The organism is Pseudomonas sp. HN2 (genome assembly GCF_020736465.1).
Taxonomy (GTDB): domain Bacteria; phylum Pseudomonadota; class Gammaproteobacteria; order Pseudomonadales; family Pseudomonadaceae; genus Aquipseudomonas; species Aquipseudomonas moraviensis_A.
Map to the genome: position 1 here is coordinate 3,468,145 of NZ_CP085885.1, position 18,882 is coordinate 3,487,026.

The 18,882-nt window shown below is 60.4% G+C and carries 12 protein-coding genes; 10 read left to right on the forward strand and 2 right to left on the reverse strand.

The features are described 5' to 3' along the window. Positions 1–325 precede the first annotated feature (325 nt). Complete coding sequence (locus LIS66_RS14975; RefSeq protein WP_227972474.1) at positions 326–727, forward strand: cupin domain-containing protein; 402 nt, start codon at positions 326–328, stop codon at positions 725–727. A gap of 160 nt (positions 728–887) precedes the next feature. Here the strand turns inward: LIS66_RS14975 and LIS66_RS14980 are convergent, their stop codons facing one another. Continuing rightward, positions 888–5,783, reverse strand: coding sequence for an NAD-glutamate dehydrogenase (locus LIS66_RS14980; RefSeq protein WP_042606793.1), 4,896 nt, complete (start codon positions 5,781–5,783; stop codon positions 888–890). A 479-nt stretch (positions 5,784–6,262) separates the two neighbouring features. Beyond that, positions 6,263–7,657 (reverse strand): hypothetical protein, encoded by a 1,395-nt coding sequence (locus LIS66_RS14985; RefSeq protein ID WP_227972475.1) that lies wholly within the window; start codon positions 7,655–7,657, stop codon positions 6,263–6,265. A gap of 292 nt (positions 7,658–7,949) precedes the next feature. Here LIS66_RS14985 and LIS66_RS14990 point away from each other — a divergent pair, with 292 nt between their 5' ends. The 9 genes from LIS66_RS14990 (at position 7,950) to LIS66_RS15030 (ending at position 18,748) form a co-directional block, all read left to right on the forward strand. Further along, positions 7,950–8,306 carry a hypothetical protein gene (locus LIS66_RS14990; protein ID WP_227972476.1) on the forward strand — a complete coding sequence of 119 codons (357 nt, stop codon included), beginning with the start codon at positions 7,950–7,952 and terminating at the stop codon, positions 8,304–8,306. A gap of 519 nt (positions 8,307–8,825) precedes the next feature. Next, positions 8,826–10,013, forward strand: coding sequence for a YcaO-like family protein (locus LIS66_RS14995; RefSeq protein ID WP_227972477.1), 1,188 nt, complete (start codon positions 8,826–8,828; stop codon positions 10,011–10,013). Positions 10,014–10,037: 24 nt separating this feature from the next. After that, positions 10,038–11,744: an ATP-binding cassette domain-containing protein gene (locus tag LIS66_RS15000; protein ID WP_064363428.1), complete on the forward strand. Its 1,707-nt coding sequence runs from the start codon at positions 10,038–10,040 to the stop codon at positions 11,742–11,744. A gap of 167 nt (positions 11,745–11,911) precedes the next feature. Then, positions 11,912–12,871, forward strand: a complete 960-nt coding sequence (locus tag LIS66_RS15005) for an AAA family ATPase (RefSeq protein WP_007913915.1) — start codon at positions 11,912–11,914, stop codon at positions 12,869–12,871. 5 nt (positions 12,872–12,876) lie between these two features. Beyond that, the gene (locus LIS66_RS15010) at positions 12,877–13,821 is read left to right on the forward strand and encodes a DUF58 domain-containing protein (RefSeq protein ID WP_065616205.1); all 945 of its coding nucleotides are present in this window, start codon (positions 12,877–12,879) and stop codon (positions 13,819–13,821) included. Then, the gene (locus LIS66_RS15015) at positions 13,818–14,315 is read left to right on the forward strand and encodes a DUF4381 domain-containing protein (RefSeq protein WP_042606790.1); all 498 of its coding nucleotides are present in this window, start codon (positions 13,818–13,820) and stop codon (positions 14,313–14,315) included. The genes LIS66_RS15010 and LIS66_RS15015 overlap by 4 nt, the downstream gene beginning before the upstream one ends. Further along, entirely contained in the window at positions 14,308–15,387 is a 1,080-nt protein-coding gene (locus LIS66_RS15020) for a vWA domain-containing protein (RefSeq protein WP_227972478.1), read from the forward strand. Before LIS66_RS15015 ends, LIS66_RS15020 begins: the two co-directional genes overlap by 8 nt. Further along, positions 15,384–17,120, forward strand: coding sequence for a tetratricopeptide repeat protein (locus LIS66_RS15025; protein WP_227972479.1), 1,737 nt, complete (start codon positions 15,384–15,386; stop codon positions 17,118–17,120). The genes LIS66_RS15020 and LIS66_RS15025 overlap by 4 nt, the downstream gene beginning before the upstream one ends. Then, on the forward strand, positions 17,117–18,748 hold the full coding sequence (locus LIS66_RS15030) for a BatD family protein (protein ID WP_227972480.1): 1,632 nt from the start codon (positions 17,117–17,119) through the stop codon (positions 18,746–18,748). The genes LIS66_RS15025 and LIS66_RS15030 overlap by 4 nt, the downstream gene beginning before the upstream one ends. The last annotated feature ends 134 nt before the right edge of the window (positions 18,749–18,882 follow it).

The window sequence follows — 18,882 nt, forward strand, 5'->3', positions numbered from 1 at the left end:
CCGGCCGGAGTGATTCTCCTGAAGGAATCGGATCGCAGGTTTTGGGGGCGCTGCGCACCCCAGCGGGAGCAAGCTCCCTCGCCACGGTTACTCGCCTTGCCTGAATGGGTCACCTGATCTTCCCGCATTGGTCGTTTGCACCGACCCCGCAGGAGCAACAGCTTTCCCATCGTCTAGCACGCACCTGTGGGAGGGAGCTTGCTCCCTCGCCACGGTTTCTCGCCTTCCCTGGATTGGTCACCTGATCTTCCCGAATATTGGCCGTTTGAACCGGCGCCTTTGCGGCCTACTGTGATCACACCTCAACCCTCACAGGTAATCCGCCATGAAAGCCCTGCCCTTCTTCGCCGCGGCCCTCGCCTTCACCCTGTCCGCATCGGCGATGGCCCACGATCCGTCCGAGAAAATCACCGTCCTGCAGGAACAACTGCTGAAAAACGCCCCCGGCAAGAAAGCCATGATGATCGAAGTCGACTACAAACCCGGCCAGTCCTCGATCGCCCATAAACACGAAGGCACCGCGATGGCTTACGTGCTGGACGGCGAAATAATTTCCCAAGTGAAGGGCGAACAGGCGATCACCTACAAGAAGGGCCAGTTCTGGTACGAGCCGGCCGGCTCCGAGCATCTGGTGTCGAAAAACGCCAGCTCGACCAAGCCTGCCAAGTTGCTGGTGTTCATGGTGCTGGCGCCGGATGAGCAGGTGCTTATCCCGTTGGATAACTGATGGCCGGGTGATCAGCCATACATCAGCAGGAGGATGTACAGGTGGCGGCGTTGCAGGAGTGAGCCTGCTTTCGCCTTCCGCTGCGCCGATGCGTTCTGAATGACGGACAAGAAAAAGCCCCGCCTCTTTCGAGAGCGGGGCTTTTTCATTCAGCCACTACTTACGCCAGTTCAAGCTCGGCATTCGCGGTGGCAGCAGGCACGATCGCTTGCCCGCTCAACGCCAGATCCAGCAGTTCACGGTTGGCCACTGCGTACATGGCGTAGTCCGTGCCGCTAGCCGCGCGGATTTCCACCAGCATGGCGCGCCAGCGCTCGATCATGCTTTCGTGCTGGGCCATCCACAGTGCCAGGCGTGCTTCCACGTCCTGGGAGCCGTCGCCCTGTTGCAGGACGGAGATGGTGATCGCCCGTTGCTGCCAGTCGACGTCATCACGGAACGCTTCACGGGCCAGGGCCTGCCAGTTGTTTTCCACCGGCAGCGCGCTGATCTGTTGCAGGTACCAGGTGATGTCCAGCGCAGAGCCGACGGCGAAGTAGGCCTTGGCCACTTCGGCCGGGTTCTGCCCGGTGACGTCGGCCGCCTCGATGATCGGCAGCAGCGTGTACAGGTGCGAAGTGCCCGCCACCATACGCGCCAGCAGTTCCGGCACACCGGCTTCGACGTAGGCCTGATAGCGCGACTGCCAGTTCTCGCGGATTTCGCCGCTGAGCAGTTCGTCGAGTTTCAGGCCCAGTTCTTTCAGGTGCGGACCGAAATGCGCGACGTCACGGGCAGCGTTCTGCTCGTTGCGACGGGCACGCAGGAACCAGCGGGTGGCACGGCGCCCCAGACGCATCAACTCGTCCATCAGCTCCAGCTGCACGTCAGCGGAAACCTGGTAGTCCAGCGCTTCGATCTGACGGAACCAGTGCGGGAGGTGGAAGATGTCGCGCACGATCACGTAAGCACCCGCCACGTTCGCCGGGCTCATGCCGGTCGACTCTTTGAGTCGTTGCACGAAGGTGATGCCCATGTGGTTGACCAGATCGTTGGCGATCTGGGTGCTGACGATCTCGCGCTTCAGACGGTGACGACGCATGGCTTCGGAGAACTTGCTGACCAGGGTCGGCGGGAACGCCGTTTCCATATCGCGGGTCAGGTAGTCGTCGTCCGGCACCAGCGAGCCCAACAGCTGCTCTTTCAAGTCGATCTTGCTGTAGGAAATCAGCACCGACAGCTCAGGACGAGTCAGGCCGTGGCCCTCCGCGACGCGCTCGGTCAGTTGCTCTTCGGTCGGCAGGAACTCGATGGCGCGATCCAGCTTGCCACGGCCCTCGAGATCGCTCATCAGACGCTTGTACTCAGCGATGCGCGCGTAGGCACGGCGCGCCGCCAAGGACAGGGCCTGAGTCTGCTTGTAGTTGTTGCCCAGCACCAGATTGCCGACTTCGTCGGTCATGCTCGCCAGCAACTGATTGCGTTGCTTGTCGGTCATGTCACCGGCCTGAACCACTTCGTTCAGCAGGATCTTGATGTTCACTTCGTGGTCGGAGCAGTCCACGCCACCGGCGTTGTCGATGAAGTCGGTGTTGGAACCGCCGCCATTGAGACCGAATTCCACACGACCCAGTTGGGTCATGCCGAGGTTACCGCCCTCGCCCACGACTTTGCAGCGCAGCTCGTTGCCGTTCACGCGCAGCGCGTCGTTAGCCTTGTCGCCGACATCGGCGTGGCTTTCGGTGCTGGCCTTGACGTAGGTGCCGATACCGCCGTTCCACAACAGATCCACCGGTGCCTTGAGCAAGGCATTGAGCAGTTCGGTCGGGGTCAGCTTGTCAGCCTGGATGTCGAAGCGTTCTTTCATCTGCGGCGAGATCGCGATGCTCTTCGCGCTGCGCGAGAAGATACCGCCACCCTCGGACATGATGCTGGTGTCGTAGTCGGTCCAGGCCGAACGCGGCAGGTCGAACAGACGCTGACGCTCGACGAAGCTGGTCGCCGGGTTCGGGTTCGGGTCGATGAAGATGTGCATGTGGTTGAACGCGGCCACCAGTTGCAGCTTGTCGGACATCAACAGGCCGTTACCGAACACGTCGCCGGCCATGTCGCCGACGCCCACCACGGTGATGCTGTCTTCCTGAACATTGATGCCGCGCTCGCGGAAGTGGCGCTGTACGCCGACCCACGCGCCCTTGGCGGTGATGCCCATTTTCTTGTGGTCGTAACCGGCTGAACCACCGGACGCAAACGCGTCACCCAGCCAGAAGCCGTAGTCGATGGCGATGCCGTTGGCGATATCGGAGAAGGTTGCAGTGCCCTTGTCCGCCGCGACCACCAGGTACGGGTCATCGTCGTCATGACGCACGACATTGACCGGCGGCACCAGTGCGCCGTCCTTGAGGTTGTCGGTGATGTCCAGCAGGCCGGAAATGAAGATGCGGTAGCAGGCGATGCCCTCGGCCGCGATCTCGTCACGGCTGCCGCCCAGTGGCAGGCGACGCGGCAGGAAGCCGCCCTTCGCGCCCACTGGCACGATGACCGAGTTCTTCACTTGCTGGGCTTTTACCAGGCCGAGCACTTCGGTACGGAAGTCTTCTTCACGATCGGACCAGCGCAGACCGCCGCGAGCGACGTTGCCGAAGCGCAGGTGCACGCCTTCGACGCGTGGCGAGTAGACGAAGATTTCGAACTTCGGCACTGGCTTCGGCAGTTCCGGGATCGCATGCGGGTTGAACTTGAAGCTGAAGTACGACTTGTTCTGGCCGTTGGCATCCGTCTGGTAGAAGTTGGTGCGCAGGGTGGCTTTGATCAGGTCGAGGTAACGACGCAGGATGCGGTCTTCGTTGAGCACCTGAACATCGTCCAGTGCGGTCAGAATCGCTTGTTCCAGACGCAGCTGCTTGTCTTCCAGATCATCGCTGCCGAGTTTGCGCGCCAGGTAGAAACGGGTCTTGAACAACCGGGTCAGTTCGCGGGCGATGTCAGTGTGGTTGTTCAACGTGCTGGCGATGTAACCCAGGTCGAAGCCCAGACGAATCTGCTTCAGGTAACGGGCGTAGGCACGCAGCAGCGCAACGTCGCGCCATGGCAGACCGGCGGTCAGCACCAGACGGTTGAACGCATCGTTCTCGGCATCGCCACGCACGATGTGCACGAACGCGTCCTGCAGGGTGTCGTTGAGCTGCTGGATGTCGAGGTCCAGACCTTCGGCGGCGGTGAAGGCGAAATCGTGAATCCAGAATTCGCGGCCGTTGGTGTGGCGCAGGCGATACGGGAATTCACCCAGTACGCGCAGGCCGAGGTTTTCCAGAATCGGCAGGACGTCGGACAGCGCCAGCGGCGTGTCGGCGTGATACAGCTTGCAATGCAGCTCGCGCTGGCCGGAAACCTGGCCCAGCGGCTGGTAGAAGCTCATCACCAGCGGATTTTTTTCGTTGAGGCTCAGCAGGTGCTGCATGTCGACCACGGCCGAATGCGCGGCAAAACGCTCGCGGTAACCGGCCGGGAAGCCTTTCGGGAAGTCGGCCAGCACGTTGGTGCCGTGGGCTTCGCCGAAGCTTTCGACGGTCAGTGCGGCGTAGTCGTCCTGCCAGCTGCGGCAGGCCTGGACCACTTCTTTTTCCAGCAGCACCGGGTCGATGTCGAGGCGGTTCTTCGGATCGACGCGCAGAATCAGCTGCACGCGGGCCAGAACCGACTCGGAGAAGAACGTCCAGAATTCGCAGTCAGAGGCTTTCAAGCGCTCCATCAGCACTTGCTGGATCTTCTGGCGGACTTCGGTGGAATAGATGTCGCGCGGCACATAGGCCAGGCAGTAGCAGAAGCGACCGTACGGGTCTTTGCGCAGGAACACGCGGATCTTGTTGCGTTCCTGAATCTGCACGATCGACATCACGGTGGTGAACAGTTCGTCGACCGGGGTCTGGAACAGGTCGTCACGCGGCAGCACTTCGAGCACCTGCGCCAGTTCCTTGCCCAGGTGAGCCTTGGACTGGAAGCCCGAGCGGCGCTCGATTTCTTCGACCTTGCGGCGGATGAACGGGATGACCCGCACGCTCTCGCCATACACCGAAGAGGTGTACAGGCCCATGAAGCGGTGTTCCTTGATGACTTTGCCGTCGGCGTCGATTTCACGGATCGACACGTAGTCCGGGTAGGCTGGACGGTGTACACGGCTCGGGTGCGCAGCCTTGGCGAACGACAGCAGGGTCGGTTCGCGCAGGTAGGCGACGGCGTAGTCTTCGATGCGCAGGTCTTCGTAGGTCAGGCCGGTGCGCAGCAGTTTGGTCAGGCCGAGGAAGGAGTTCTGGTCGTACTCGATGTGGCCGCCATCGGCCTGATCGGTGACCACGAACTCTTCGTAGCCGAGGAAGGTGAAGTGGTTGCCCACCAGCCATTCCAGGAAGCTTTTGACTTCGTTCTTCTCGTCGGCATCAACCGGATAAGCGCTGTTGTCGAGACGGGTGAGGATGTCCTGCACCTTGGCTTTCATCGGCTCGAAGTCAGCAACGGCGACGCGCACTTCACCGAGCACCTGCTCAAGCTCTTTGCTCAGCACATTGAGCTCGGCCGCGTTGGCGCAACGGTCGATTTCCAGGTACATCAGCGATTCGTGCAGCACGCCTTCGCCGGTGCTGCCTTTTGGCAGGATTTCCAGCAATTCGCCCTTGCTGCCACGACGCACGCTGAGCACGGTGGTCTGCAGGGTGTGAATGCTGTAGCCGCGACGGTTCAGCTCGGTGCGCACCGAGTCGACCAGAAATGGCAGGTCGTGGTGCAGCACTTCGACCGCGGTGTGGGTCGACTGCCAGCCGTGGCGTTCGTAATCAGGGTTGTAGACACGCACTTGCGGTTGCGCGTGATCGAAGCGCTCAAGCAGGCGCCACGCAGAGAGAGTACAGCCAGCGAGGTCGGAGAGGCGACGTTGAGTCAGCTCGTCCAGGGAAATGATGCCGAAGAATTGTTCAGCGAACAGCGCCACTTGTGGCAGTGCCTGTTCACTGATGTGCTGCGCCAGTGCCGCTTGCAGTTGGTGCTGGAAGTCGGCTTTGCTGGCTGCGGTGAAGAACGCCATCTGTGGTACTCCGCTTAAGCTTGTTATTGATGGAAAGCGTCGCGTGCAACAGCCCTTTCGGGCCTCGTGTCGCCCTGTTCCTGATTCTCGGGCAGAGGAAACAGGGAGACAGGTGGGTGAAGCTGGACGGGACACTCAGGTCACATTCACCTTCCATGAATGAGCATCTGCAAAAGCGACTGCCAGCGCCGCCAGCAATGCCTTTACGGGTGCTCATCCGTTGCGCAGCTTAATGGGTGCGACAATGTGTCTGCTTGCGGTGCTGCGACATATTCGGTCATTGGCACGTAAATGCAGGGTTTCGCCTGCTTCAACACTAGCAGGCGTGGACTGAAACGCAGGTTCGAAACCCCGGTTTCACGGGACTTTCGTGACAGTACGGTCGCCCGGAACGTTACATATCCGGAAACGAAAACGCCCAAGGCCCCTTTATCGACCCTGAGCGTGGCATCCGGTTCAGCGCCAGCGGTTGACACGGATCAGTCCGGCAGCTCCTCAAAGGCTCTGAATTTGCTCACCGTGGCGCAGTCGTAGCACATCGTTCGCAGGATCTGCTTGTCCATGCTGGCGTCGATGTTGCTCGAATCACATTCGCGACAGAACAGGCGCAGATGGCTGAGCAAGTCGCTGTCGAACGCTACGGCGCTGAAGAATTGCGGGACCAGTTCGTCGCGCCAGTACATGCCCGGCGATTTGGAAAACCCGGCGCCACTGTCCTTGAGCACGACGTCGTAAAGCAACCGCTGCAAGGCCGTTTGCGGCACCCGCGCATCGCGATGGGCATTCTTGCGCCAGTTGCGCGCCAGCGCGTCCTGCGCCGTGCCCAGCATGTTGCGTGGAATGGTGTTGGAGGCGTGACTGCGCCCTTTGGAATTGCCGGTGGCATAGAAATGCGCGGCGTTTCTCACTGCCAGCCGGGCGAAGTAATAGAGCTGGCTGACCGAAAAGTCTTGCAGCAACTGCCCGACCACCTCCTCGGCGCGGGCTTCGGCCGTGAAGGCGAAGTCCACTTCATGGGCCAACACACGGATGTATTGAATGGACTCTTCGCGGGCCAGACTGAAAACCAGCGAATAGATTTCGCTTTTCCAGGCAGCTTGTACGCTGCCTGACAACTCCTGATACAGCATCAGGTACAGGTTCTCTCGGGTACTGCGCGCGGCGCCGTCGAGCGTGACGTTGGGCAGCCAACGCACCGCGCTGTACTCGCGAATGCTGCAGCCCTCACTGCGATCGAACGCGTTGATGTCGGAATCGGTGGAAACCGCCAGCACCCCGGCTTCATGCAGGCTTTTGAGCAACTCTTCTCGGGCCTCATAAGTCTGGGTGAGCAGTTCCTCTCTGGATGGCGCATTCAGCGGCGCAATCCATTCAACGTTGGCGCCGTAGCCGTCATCCAGCAAGGCGAGCAACGTCAACTTCTGCACAAACCCCAGATTGGCGTAAGGCACTGCAGGTTTTCGCGCGGCATATCGCGCCTCCAGCTCCAAACGGTTCCGCGCGGCCCGGGCCGCCAGTTGCTGCTGGCGCAACTTGAAGCATTCCTTGCAGTTGCATGTGGTGTGGCGGCTATTGGCGGCGGTCACGCTGTGCTGGTGTTCACAGCGTACGCATTTGAAGGTACTGCGCAGCGAAAGCGGCGTGCCTCTGGCGTGTCGGCGCACCCACATCGGCAATTCGCAATAGGGGCAGGTGAGGTCTGCACTGACAATCGGTGGCAGAACCCTGAGCAGACTGCGCACCGTAGAAGGAATCTGGAACTCCTCCATCAGTTGTGCAGTTTTCTCGCCTTCCAGATAGCGCTTGTAGATCTCCTCGATCTGCTCATCGGACAGATGGCGGATTTCTTCGGCGCGTTCAAAATATTGGGTCATGGCAAAGGTCCTTTTTGGGGTTTGGGTAACGCACTCCATTGCGCAAGAGCGGCGAAACTACCGATAAAAAGGTGGCTATCACAAGCGAAAAATCGCAATTACGGCCGGATTTTGCGCACCCGGTAATTGCCTTACGCTGACGTCGGATTTCCCCTTCTCGCTACTCGGAAGTGGGCGACGGAAATGTCCTGCTTTGCCACTTTTTGCCGATGCAGGCAGCGCGAATGAGCAGAGACTGGCAAAATCGCGCCTTCGAACAGGTTTAACGCCGCCACTGCCCAGGATTTTCCCCATGCAAATGACCACCGCCCTACTGATCGTCAACCCGTGCGACGACGAAGAAGACAACATGGCCATGCTGTGCTGCCACAGCGACAAGGGGGAGATGTTCCTGATGAGCCGCTATCCGGATGAGGATGAGCTGGAGATCACCCTGGACGGAGAGCCTTCGACGCTGGACGGGGTCAAGGTCACGCTGACTTCGAAACTGCTGAAGATCGAGATCGCTGCGGCGGATGCCGATGCGTTGAATGGGGATGATGTGCTGGAGATCGCGTTCAACCCGGATATGGTGGATATGGATGAGGTTGTCGAGACTTTGACGAATATTCTCGATGGGACCGGGACTTTTGTAATTAATCTGGAATAACCAGCTCGGCTCACATGGCAAGATAAATGACGACGGCATTTGATCGCCCCTTATGCCATCGTCATTAATTACACGCTGATCGATACCTCTACAAGCTCTAAACACCTGCAAACCATAATTCGCGCTAATTTCCTGCATAGAACGCCGCTGTGTTTAACAGCACGAAGTTCGATCCTACTACTCCTCAAGAAGCGTCCTACGCAATCATCGGAAGCCGTCTGATTGCGGGCCCAACCCTCCCTTGTTATTACTCGTTGCGCTTGCAAAAAAACATGCAAGCTCGGCGCACAAAAAAGTGCCGACAACGTGATATTCAATGGAGTCATATGTAATGGGTAGAAAACGTTCTGAAATAAACACCTTCGATGATTTGCCTTATGGCTCGGGCCACTTTGAAGGTTTCCTGGCGACGGAACTGGACTTCTTCGCCTCCCTGACCCGCTGACTCGGCCTCCCGATCAGCCAATCCTGAAAATGCCGAAAGTCGATCTTTCGGCATTCAAGCCCACGAGGCTCACCATGTCAGAGCGTGAGATTTCATCCAGCGAAGCGTTTGTCCGAATAAACAATGTTATCCAGACACTGGGTTTGAGAGCGCGAGTGCGCTATGTCGATGACGGTAATCTGGTCGCTACTGCCGAACTTTATAACGAATACAACACGCTGATTGAATCAGGCGCAGGCAAAGGTCCCGACGCGCTTGTAGGTGCACTTGCTGAAAGCCTTGAGCACTACGCGATGTTTCACGCCGAGCCGCCATTTTGCAGAACGCTTGGTTGCAGTGACATCGCTTCGCAGAACGGGGTCGAGTCGGACGGCATTTTCACAAGTCTGCAAAAAAACATCGAGCCTCTACAGTGTCTGCAGCTTGCAGCACTCGACGGCTGCGCCGGGCTTTTTGTGCCATGCGCCCTGCTGTATCCGGTCAAAGATGAACGTAAAACAACGAGTCAACCGACGCGCTTTTTAAATCGCTACGCCTCTAACTCAGGAACTGCTTTCGGCTGCACGAAATCAGAAGCACTGCTGCACGGTACCCTGGAACTGATTGAGCGACACCTGTTGTCCCGGTTTTTCATGGCCGTCTGCAGACTGATACCTCCGATCGATCTCTACTCACCATCGGCGCCCCTGCTTGCGCAAGCCCTGTTCAACAACTCATACGCGCTACGGGCTGCCGAAGCTTTGCAGATCATCATTATCAAAGACGAGTCAGAAGTTTATCTGGCAGTTGCATTCCCACGAACCGGCCCCGGCGACCGACATATATCCGCAATCGGCTCCGGCTGTTCTTTGGACATATTTATCGCCATCCAAAGAGCGGTAACGGAGCAGTTCCAATCAAACGCCTTATACGACGCCAACGATGAAATCGCGGACCGAAAGGTACTTGATGTGCTTTGTCAATCCGAGAAACTGAAACAGCTGATAGACTTCGCACCTGTTAAAAACTTGAAACTCAATACCCTGGCACCCTCAAAAAACCTACCTGCACTCTCTGTTCCTGAACAACTTGCCTTGCTCCGAAAAAACCTGAGCGGCATGAACAAAGTCCTATTTTTCAGAACAGTCATGGAGTATCCCGGGACCAACGTAGTTATCCAGACTTATATCCCGGGTCTCGAACGATTCAACATAATCAGAAATGGCCAACCCGTAGCTCCTCAGCACATTTTGCTCGGCACCAGGAGTTCGCCAACGGCGTGATTCAAAACGACCACAGGCACACTCATGCATACATTTATAAGAACAGCCTGCGAGAAACATCGACTCCTGCTGGTGATGACAATAGGCGCAACCATCACCCTGAAAATCCTGGCCCTGGCCCCTCCTTTGTTGTTGGGCAAGATCGTCGATTCACTAAACGATGCCGATCACACAACGCTGCGTACGCTGCTTTTTTTCACCGCAGCTTTTACGCTGGCCGGTTGCATTCAGTCGATGACCACCCCCCTGCAAACGCTGCTGCTCTCAAAGCTCGTCCAGCGAATTGTCATGGATGCTTCCATCAATTGGATGGCGCGGTTGATGGGCAAGGACTTTTCCCAGTTCGGCACGTGGCGAATAGGACAGTTCATCAAGTCGGTCGAGCGCGGAATCACTGCCCACGAACAGTTGCTGATGTTCTTCGTCACTACGGGTTTTCCCCTGTGTCTGGAATTTCTTATTGTGGCCGGCGCATTCTGGTATATGGGCGGAGCCTGGGTTTTCTGCGCGCTAGCAGGCCTCGGTGGCTGTTATCTCTATGCAACTCACCGGATCATTCGATGGCGCAGAAAACACATCGATGCTGTTAATGACCAGGAGGATGAGCTGAGTGCAACCTTGGTCAATACTTTGAGGGCTGGTAAATCGATAAAACTGGAACGCGCCGAACGCACGGCCCTGCAACCCTTGAACCGAGCGTTTGAGCGCTACGCCAATGCTGCGGTGACCGTAGCAGGCTCGGGCGGACTGTTGAGCGCGGCGAAGATTTTGTTTATCAGCCTGTCCACCGGCGGTTTGTTGGCTTGGGGAGTCATGGATCAGACGTCCGGACAAGCAAGTATAAGCGTCGGTCAGTTGGTGGCCATTTTCTCTATTGCTGGTACGTTCCTGTTGAATGTATCGGCGCTGACCGAAGGCTATCGGGTGCTGGATCAATTCTCGGCTGATCAACGGCGACTCAAAGAATTACTTGCAACTGGTGACTTCGATAACGATCGCCGCAATTACTCTGATGCGTTGCATAACCTATCAACATTACGGCTCGAGCCCTGCGAGATCACCCATAACGGCGTTGCGCGGCTATCAATTGCCCGCCAGATCAGCTTCCGACAGGGCCAATCCGTCGCGATCATCGGGCCCAGCGGCGCTGGCAAATCCACGTTACTCGAAGCGCTGGCAGGACTGGATTTTTCGGTGCGGCCTCGGCTGTTCATCGACGAGCTATGCATAGATCGCTTAAATGCTCGCGCTCATCTGGAAACGGTGCGTTACAGCCCCCAGTCTCCGCAGTTCCTGGAAGGAAGTTTTGAACAGTCCGTACTTTTCGGTGTTGAGCGGTCGAAGACATTGAACGAGGCAATTCAATGCCTCCAGCTTGATGAAATCATTGGCCGAGGTCACATCGCTGAAAACGCCACCAATATCTCCGGAGGTGAAGCGAAGCGGCTTTCGTTGCTGCGACTCCTGAATCGACCGGGCAAATTCAATCTGTTTGATGAGCCGAGTGCTTCGATTGAACCGAAACTCGCCACACCAGTGTGGGATTTGCTATTCAAGACATTCGCTGGACAGGGCTTTATATGTGTCACCCATGATGTTGAACATCTCCATCGTTTTGACCGCGTGCTCGTCATGCAGCAAGGCGCCATCGTTGATGAAGGCAAATGGTTCGAACTGCTTGAGCGCCCCGCCATCAAGGTCATATTGCACAGCTTGCACACGCAGACCTGAATCGCAAAAACGTCCAGAAACGGCCCCACACAGTGCAAACGAGGGCCGATACTGACAAATCGCGCAAATGCCGTTAGTCGCCGCCCCCCGCGATGGATTAAAGTAACGCCCCCAGCCCCGGCGTTATCCGAACGCCCCGGCCACTCCTTTTCCAGGAACAGTCACCGATGGAACATCGTGAAGCGCTGCTGGCGCTGCGAACCTTTCTTTCAACGCAGATTCTCGGCCAGGAAAAACTCATCGAGCGCTTGCTCATCGCCCTGCTCGCCGACGGCCACATGCTGGTCGAGGGTGCTCCCGGTCTGGCCAAGACCAAAGCGATCAAAGAACTCGCCGAGGGCATCGAAGCCCAGTTCCATCGTATTCAGTTCACCCCCGACCTGCTGCCGGCCGACATCACCGGCACCGAGATCTATCGCCCGGAAACCGGCAGCTTCGTGTTCCAGCAAGGGCCGATCTTCCACAACCTCGTGCTGGCGGACGAAATCAACCGCGCGCCGGCCAAGGTGCAATCGGCCCTGCTCGAAGCGATGGCCGAGCGTCAGGTCAGCGTCGGGCGCAGCACTTATGAACTGTCGCCGCTGTTCCTGGTGATGGCGACGCAGAACCCGATCGAACAGGAAGGTACCTACCCGCTGCCGGAAGCCCAGCTCGATCGTTTCCTCATGCACGTCAAGATCGGCTTCCCCGACGCCGCCGTCGAACGCCGAATCCTCCAGCAGGCCCGTGGCGAGGCGTTGAACGGTGAGACCAAGCCCGAGCGTCGGGTCAGCCAGCAGGCGATCTTCGCCGCGCGCAAGGAAATCCTCGGTTTGTACATGGCCGACGCCGTGGAGGAATACCTGGTGCAACTGGTCATGGCCACGCGCAACCCGGCCAAGTTCGACCCGGAAATGGCCGAGTGGATCGCCTATGGCGCCAGCCCGCGCGGTTCGATCGCGCTGGATCGCTGCGCCCGCGCCCACGCCTGGCTGGCCGGTCGCGACTTCGTAAGCCCGGAAGACATTCAGGCCGTGCTGTTCGACGTGTTGCGTCACCGCATCATTCTGTCGTTCGAAGCCGAAGCCGCTGGCATCGATCAGGACCGCGTGGTGCAGCGGATTCTCGACGTCGTCGCCGTCGCTTGACCCCCATGAACGCTGCCCTGCCCCCCGAACCCGGTATCCGCATCAGCCTCGCCGAGCTGATCGAGATGCGTCACCGCGTGCGCGAGGTGCAACTGTTTTCCACGCCGAGTCAGCGCAGCCCGTTGATCGGCCTGCATCACTCGAAATTTCGTGGCCGTGGCGTCGACTTCGATCAGGTGCGGGTGTATCAGGCCGGCGACGATGTGCGCACCATCGACTGGCGCGTCACCGCGCGCACCCAGGAGCCGCACACCAAGCTGTTCCATGAGGAGCGCGAGCGGCCGATTTTCATCATGGTGGAACAGAGCACGCGGCTGTTTTTCGGTTCGGGGCTGATGTTCAAGTCGGTGCTGGCGGCACAAGTCGCGGCGTTGATTGGCTGGGCCGCGCTGGGGCACAACGATCGCGTCGGCGGGCTGGTGTTCGGCGACAACGAGCACTACGAAATCAAGCCGCGGCGCAGCAAGCAGAGCCTGCTGCAATTGCTCAATCGTCTGGTCAAGGTCAATCAATCGCTGCACAGCGAACGCGAGCCGGACCGCGATGCCTTCGGCGTGGCCCTGCGCCGCGCGCGGGAAGTGCTGCGGCCGGGCAGTCTGGCCATCGTCATTTGTGATGAGCGCGCGTTGTCCGATAGCGCCGAGCAGCAACTGAGCCTGCTGGCGCGGCATTGCGATCTGCTGATGTTGCCGCTCTCCGATCCACTCGATCACGCCTTGCCCGCCGCCGGCCTGCTGCGCTTCGCCGAACGTGGGGCGCAGTTGGAGATCGACACGCTGAACTTTGACCTGCGCCAGACCTACCGCGCCCAGGCCGAAGCGCGCATCGCTCGCTGGGAATTGCTCGCGCAAAAGCTGCGGGTGTTGCTGATGCCGTTGAGCACGCAGAGCGAAATGGTCGAGCAGATGCGCGAGTTCTTGAACCCGCAGCGTCCGGGGAAAGGTCGATGAACGGCCTCGAGCAACTGCAACCGCTGATCTCACCGCCGCCGATTGCCTTCTGGCCGCCGGCGCCGGGCTGGTGGCTGCTGCTTCTGCTGTTGCCGCTGCTGGGTTTCGCCGTGTGGAAGCTGCGCCGTTTCATTCCGATGAAGAAACGCCCGGTGGTGCGCGCCGAGCAACCGCTGGACCCAGTGCGCATCGCCGCCCTCGCGGAATTGGCGCAAATGCCCAAGCCTTACGACGGCGCCCCGGCCGGCGCCTGGCTGCAACAACTCAACGGCCTGCTCAAACGCCTGTGCCGCAACCACTATCCGTACAGCCAGAGCCACACCCTCAACGGGCGCAAATGGCTGGCCTTCCTCGACAACCGCTGCCCCGCTGCCGGCCTGACGCGCTGGATGGTGCTGGTCGAAGGCGCGTACAAACCGGAATGCAAACTCGACGACAAAGCCATCGCCGGCCTGACCCAGGCCGTCGACACGTGGATTCGCAAACATGTTTGAGTTCGCCTGGCCGTGGATCTTTGCGCTGCTGCCGCTACCGTGGTTGATGCGTCTGGCCCTGCCGGTGGCCGACAGCGGCGAGCCGGCGCTGAAAGTCAGTTTCCTCGCCGACCTCGAAGGCCTCGCCCGCCGCCGTGCCCGCGCCAACTTGCCGGCGTGGCGGCAGCAGGCGCCGTTTATCTTGCTGTGGCTGATCCTGCTGATCGCCGCCGCCCGCCCGCAATGGCTCGGCGAACCGCTGCCGATTGCCGCCAGTGGCCGTGATCTGCTGGTGGCAGTGGACGTCTCCGGCTCGATGGATTTCCCCGACATGCAGTGGCAGGACGAAGAAGTCAGTCGCCTGTCGCTGGTGCAGCATTTGCTCGGCGATTTCCTTGAAAGCCGCGATGGCGACCGCGTCGGATTGATCCTGTTTGGCAGTCAGGCCTACCTGCAAGCGCCGCTGACCTTTGACCGACGCACCGTGCGAGTGTGGCTCGACGAGGCGCGGATCGGTATCGCCGGCAAGAACACCGCGATCGGCGATGCCATCGGCCTGGCCTTGAAACGCCTGCGTCTGCGTCCGGCGCAAAGTCGCGTGCTGATTCTGGTCACCGACGGCGCCAACAATGGCGGCGAAATCAATCCCCTGACCGCTGCGAAACTGGCAGCCAGCGAAGGCGTCAGAATCTATCCGATCGGCATCGGCGCCGATCCCGAGGACAGCGGCTCGACGGGGCTGCTCGGGGTCAATCCGAGCCTTGACCTGGATGAACCGGCGCTCAAGGCCATCGCCGAAGTCACCGGCGGCCAGTACTTCCGCGCCCACGACGGCAAAGAGCTGCAGGCGATCAAGGACACCCTCGACCAGCTCGAGCCGGTGACCCAGCAACCGACTCAGGCACGCCCGGCGCAGGCCTTGTATCACTGGCCGCTGGCGTTGGCGCTGTGGTTGAGCCTGTTGCTGGTGGTTCGCGAATTGTGGCCGGACAACCCGCTGCAACGCCTGTTCAGCAAGCAACTGTATTTGCAAAGTCCGTTGCCGGACTGGCGTGAGCGCCTGCAACGTTTGCGTCTGCGGAGGCGCCGATGATCGCGCTCTGGCCGCACTGGTTCCGCCCCTGGTGGCTGTTGCTGTTGCCGTTGCTCGGCTGGCTGCTCTGGCAACTCTGGCACCGGCAGAAGCGCGCCGGTCGCTGGCAGATGATTCTGCCACCAGCGTTTCACGGGGTCCTGCTCAGTGGTGGCAGCGGGCGCCAGAGCAAATTGCCGTGGATCGCTCTCGGCGTGGCGTGGTTGCTGACCATTCTGGCCTTGCTCGGGCCGAGCTGGGAGCGCGTCGAACAGACCAGCCAGAAACCCGCCGATCCGCTGGTGGTGGTGCTCGAACTGACGCCAGAGATGCTCGCCACCGACTCGCCACCAACACGTCTGGAGCAGGCGCGGCGCAAGCTGTTCGACCTGTTGCAGGCGCGCAGCGATGCGCAGACTGCCATCGTGGTTTATGCCGGCAGCGCGCACACGCTGGTGCCGCTGTCGGATGATCTGGCGACCAGCCGTAATCTGCTCGATGCACTCAAGCCTTCGCTGATGCCGCAGAGCGGTCATCGCGCCGATCTGGCGGTGGGCAAGGCACTGGCCTTGCTCAAGCAAGGTGCGCTGGGTGAGGGACGGATTCTGTTGATCGGTTCGTCGCTCAATGAGGAGGAACGGCGCGGTATTCGCCGTGCGCTCAATGGCGAGTCGACGCAACTGCTGATGCTCGGGATCGGCACCGCCGAAGGCGCGCCGATTGCCCAGGAGGACGGCAGTTTCCTCAAGGACGAACAAGGCGCGATCCGCGTGCCGCAACTCGACAGCCCGGGCCTGGCGACTTTCCTCAACAGCGTGGGCGGCGAGTATCACCCGGCGCGACTCGACGAGGCTGATCTCGGCGCCCTTGGCCTGCTCAACGGCCCGCGCAGCCTGCGTGACGATGGCCAGACCGTGCGCCTCGACACCTGGGCCGATCAGGGTTACTGGCTGCTGTTGCCGCTGCTGTTGCTGGCGGCCTGTGCCGGGCGTCGCGGCTGGCTGTTCTGCCTGCCGCTGCTGTGGTGCCTGCCGCAACCGAGCTACGCTTTCGACTTCGAAGACTTGTGGCTGCGCCCTGACCAGCAGGGTTTGCACCTGCTCAAGCAGAAACGCCCGGCCGAGGCCGCGCAGCATTTCGATGATCATCAGTGGCAAGGGGTGGCGTTGTACGAGGCCGGCGACTACAGTGGCGCCGCTCAGCGCTTTGCCGAGGGCAGCGATGCCCGCGCCCACTACAATCGTGGCAACGCCCTGGCAAAAAGCGGTGAGCTGGAAGCAGCAATCGACGCCTACGAACAGGCGCTGGAGCTGCAAGCGGATCTGCGTCCGGCGCAGACCAACAAGGCGTTGGTGGAAAACCTGCTGAAGCAGAAAAACGCCCCGCCGCCGACCGAACCGGATAACCAGCCGAACCAACAAAGTCTGCCCGGCGATGAGCCCTCGCCGACCACCGCGCCCCCTCCGGCGGTGACCAGCGAAACCCAGAGCGAGGCGCAACCGGCCGAGTCCGCCAGCGAACCACCTCCGACCGCCCCGCCGCTGCCAGGCCCCAACGAAATACCCGGCAGCAACGAGGAAGAGGAAACCGACACGGTGCCGACCCTGCGCCCGAGCGAGAACAATCTCGAAGGCGAACAGCGTCAGGCGCTCGAGCAATGGCTGGGCAAGATCCCGGACGACCCGGGCGAACTGCTCAGGCGCAAATTCTGGTACGAACAGCAACAACATCAGGATCAGGAAAACATTCGATGACCCGCTTCACCGCTCTCTTGCTGCCCCTGCTGATCAGCACGTTTACCGCTCAGGCGGCCGAGCTGACCGCCAGCGTGGATCGCAGTCGCCTGAACTCCGGCGAGACGGTCGAGCTCACCCTCGAAACTGATGACGTCACCCAGTTCGGCAAGCCGGACCTGTCGGCGCTGGAAGCGCTGTTCGAAGTGCGCGGCACGCGTCAGGTCAACCAGCTCAACACGCTCAACGGCGACACCCGTGCGACCACGCGCTGGATCATCACCCTGCTGCCGAAAGAGAACGGCAGCGTAACTATTCCGCCGCTGCAACTGGGCGAAGCGCAAAGCCAGCCAATCACCGTGCAGGTGTTTGCCAGCGATCACCGCGAAGACAAGAACAGCCTCGATCCGGTGTTCATCGAAGCCAGCCTCGATCAGACCAGCGTCTATGTACAGGCCCAGGCCATCCTGACCCTGCGCATCTATCATTCAGTCTCGCTGTACGACGACAGCAGCCTGAGCCCGCTGCAAATCGCCGATGCGCGCATCGAACAGCTCGGCGACACCCGCACCTACGAGAAAGACATCAACGGCCTGCGCCACGGCGTGATCGAGATGCGCTACGCGATCTACCCGCAACACAGCGGCCTGCTGACAATCGCCCCGCAGACCTTCAGCGCCACATTGGTCGATACCGCGCCATCAGCAGACGCCTCGGGGCCGAAGCCCGGCAAATTGATGCGCGTCAGCTCTGCGTCGATCCCGTTGACGGTCAAACCGAAACCGCTGACCTACCCGGTCGACGCACCATGGTTGCCGGCACGCAGTCTCAGCCTCAGCGAAAGCTGGAGCCCGGAACCGGATCACACCCAGGTTGGCGATTCCCTGACCCGCAGCCTGACCCTGAAAGTCGAAGGCCTCGCCAGCTCGCAGCTGCCCGCCCTGCCCGCCACCGACGTCAACGGCCTGCGCCGTTACCCCGATCAACCGGTGCTGAGCAACCAGAGCAGCGACCGCGGCATCATCGGCAGCCGCGAAGAGCGCGAAGCCCTGGTGCCAAGCCGCAGCGGCGCGATCGACCTGCCAACCGTCGACGTGGTCTGGTGGAACACCTTCGAAGACCACCTCGAACACAGCAGCCTGCCCGCGCGCACCCTGCAAGTGGCGAACAACCCCAGCCTGCAAATCGACACCCCGGCCGGCACCCTGCAACCGAGCACGCCCGACAACGACACCCTGTGGTGGTGGAAACTCAGCACCCTGATCCTCGCCTGCACCACCCTGCTCGGCTTCGGCCTCTGGTGGCGCGCCCGCTGGCAACCGGCAGTCCACCGCGCCGCGCAGGCCGGCCCGAGCCCGCGCACCCTGCTCGACGACATCAAACGCGCCAGCCAGGCCAACGACCCCCACGCCACCCGCCAGGCACTGGATGCCTGGGCGCGGCAACAACCGGAGACACTGGCAGACATGGCCGCGCGGTTCGTGCCGTTGTCGGATGCGTTGGACGGGTTGAACGGCGCGCTGTACAGCGAGACCGGACAGCATTGGCAGGGCGAGGATTTGTGGCGGGCGATTCGCACTATTCCAGCGGCGGAGCGAGTGCAGGATCCGGTGAGTGAGAGTGGCTTGCCGCCGCTTTATCCGAAGTAACACGCCAAAGATCGCAGCCTTCGGCAGCTCCTACGGATTCTGTGCAGGAGCTGCCGAAGGCTGCGATCTTTTGATCTTGCCAGTAAACTCACCTTTCTCAAGCCGCCCCGTTCTTTTGCGGCCATCACCTCATT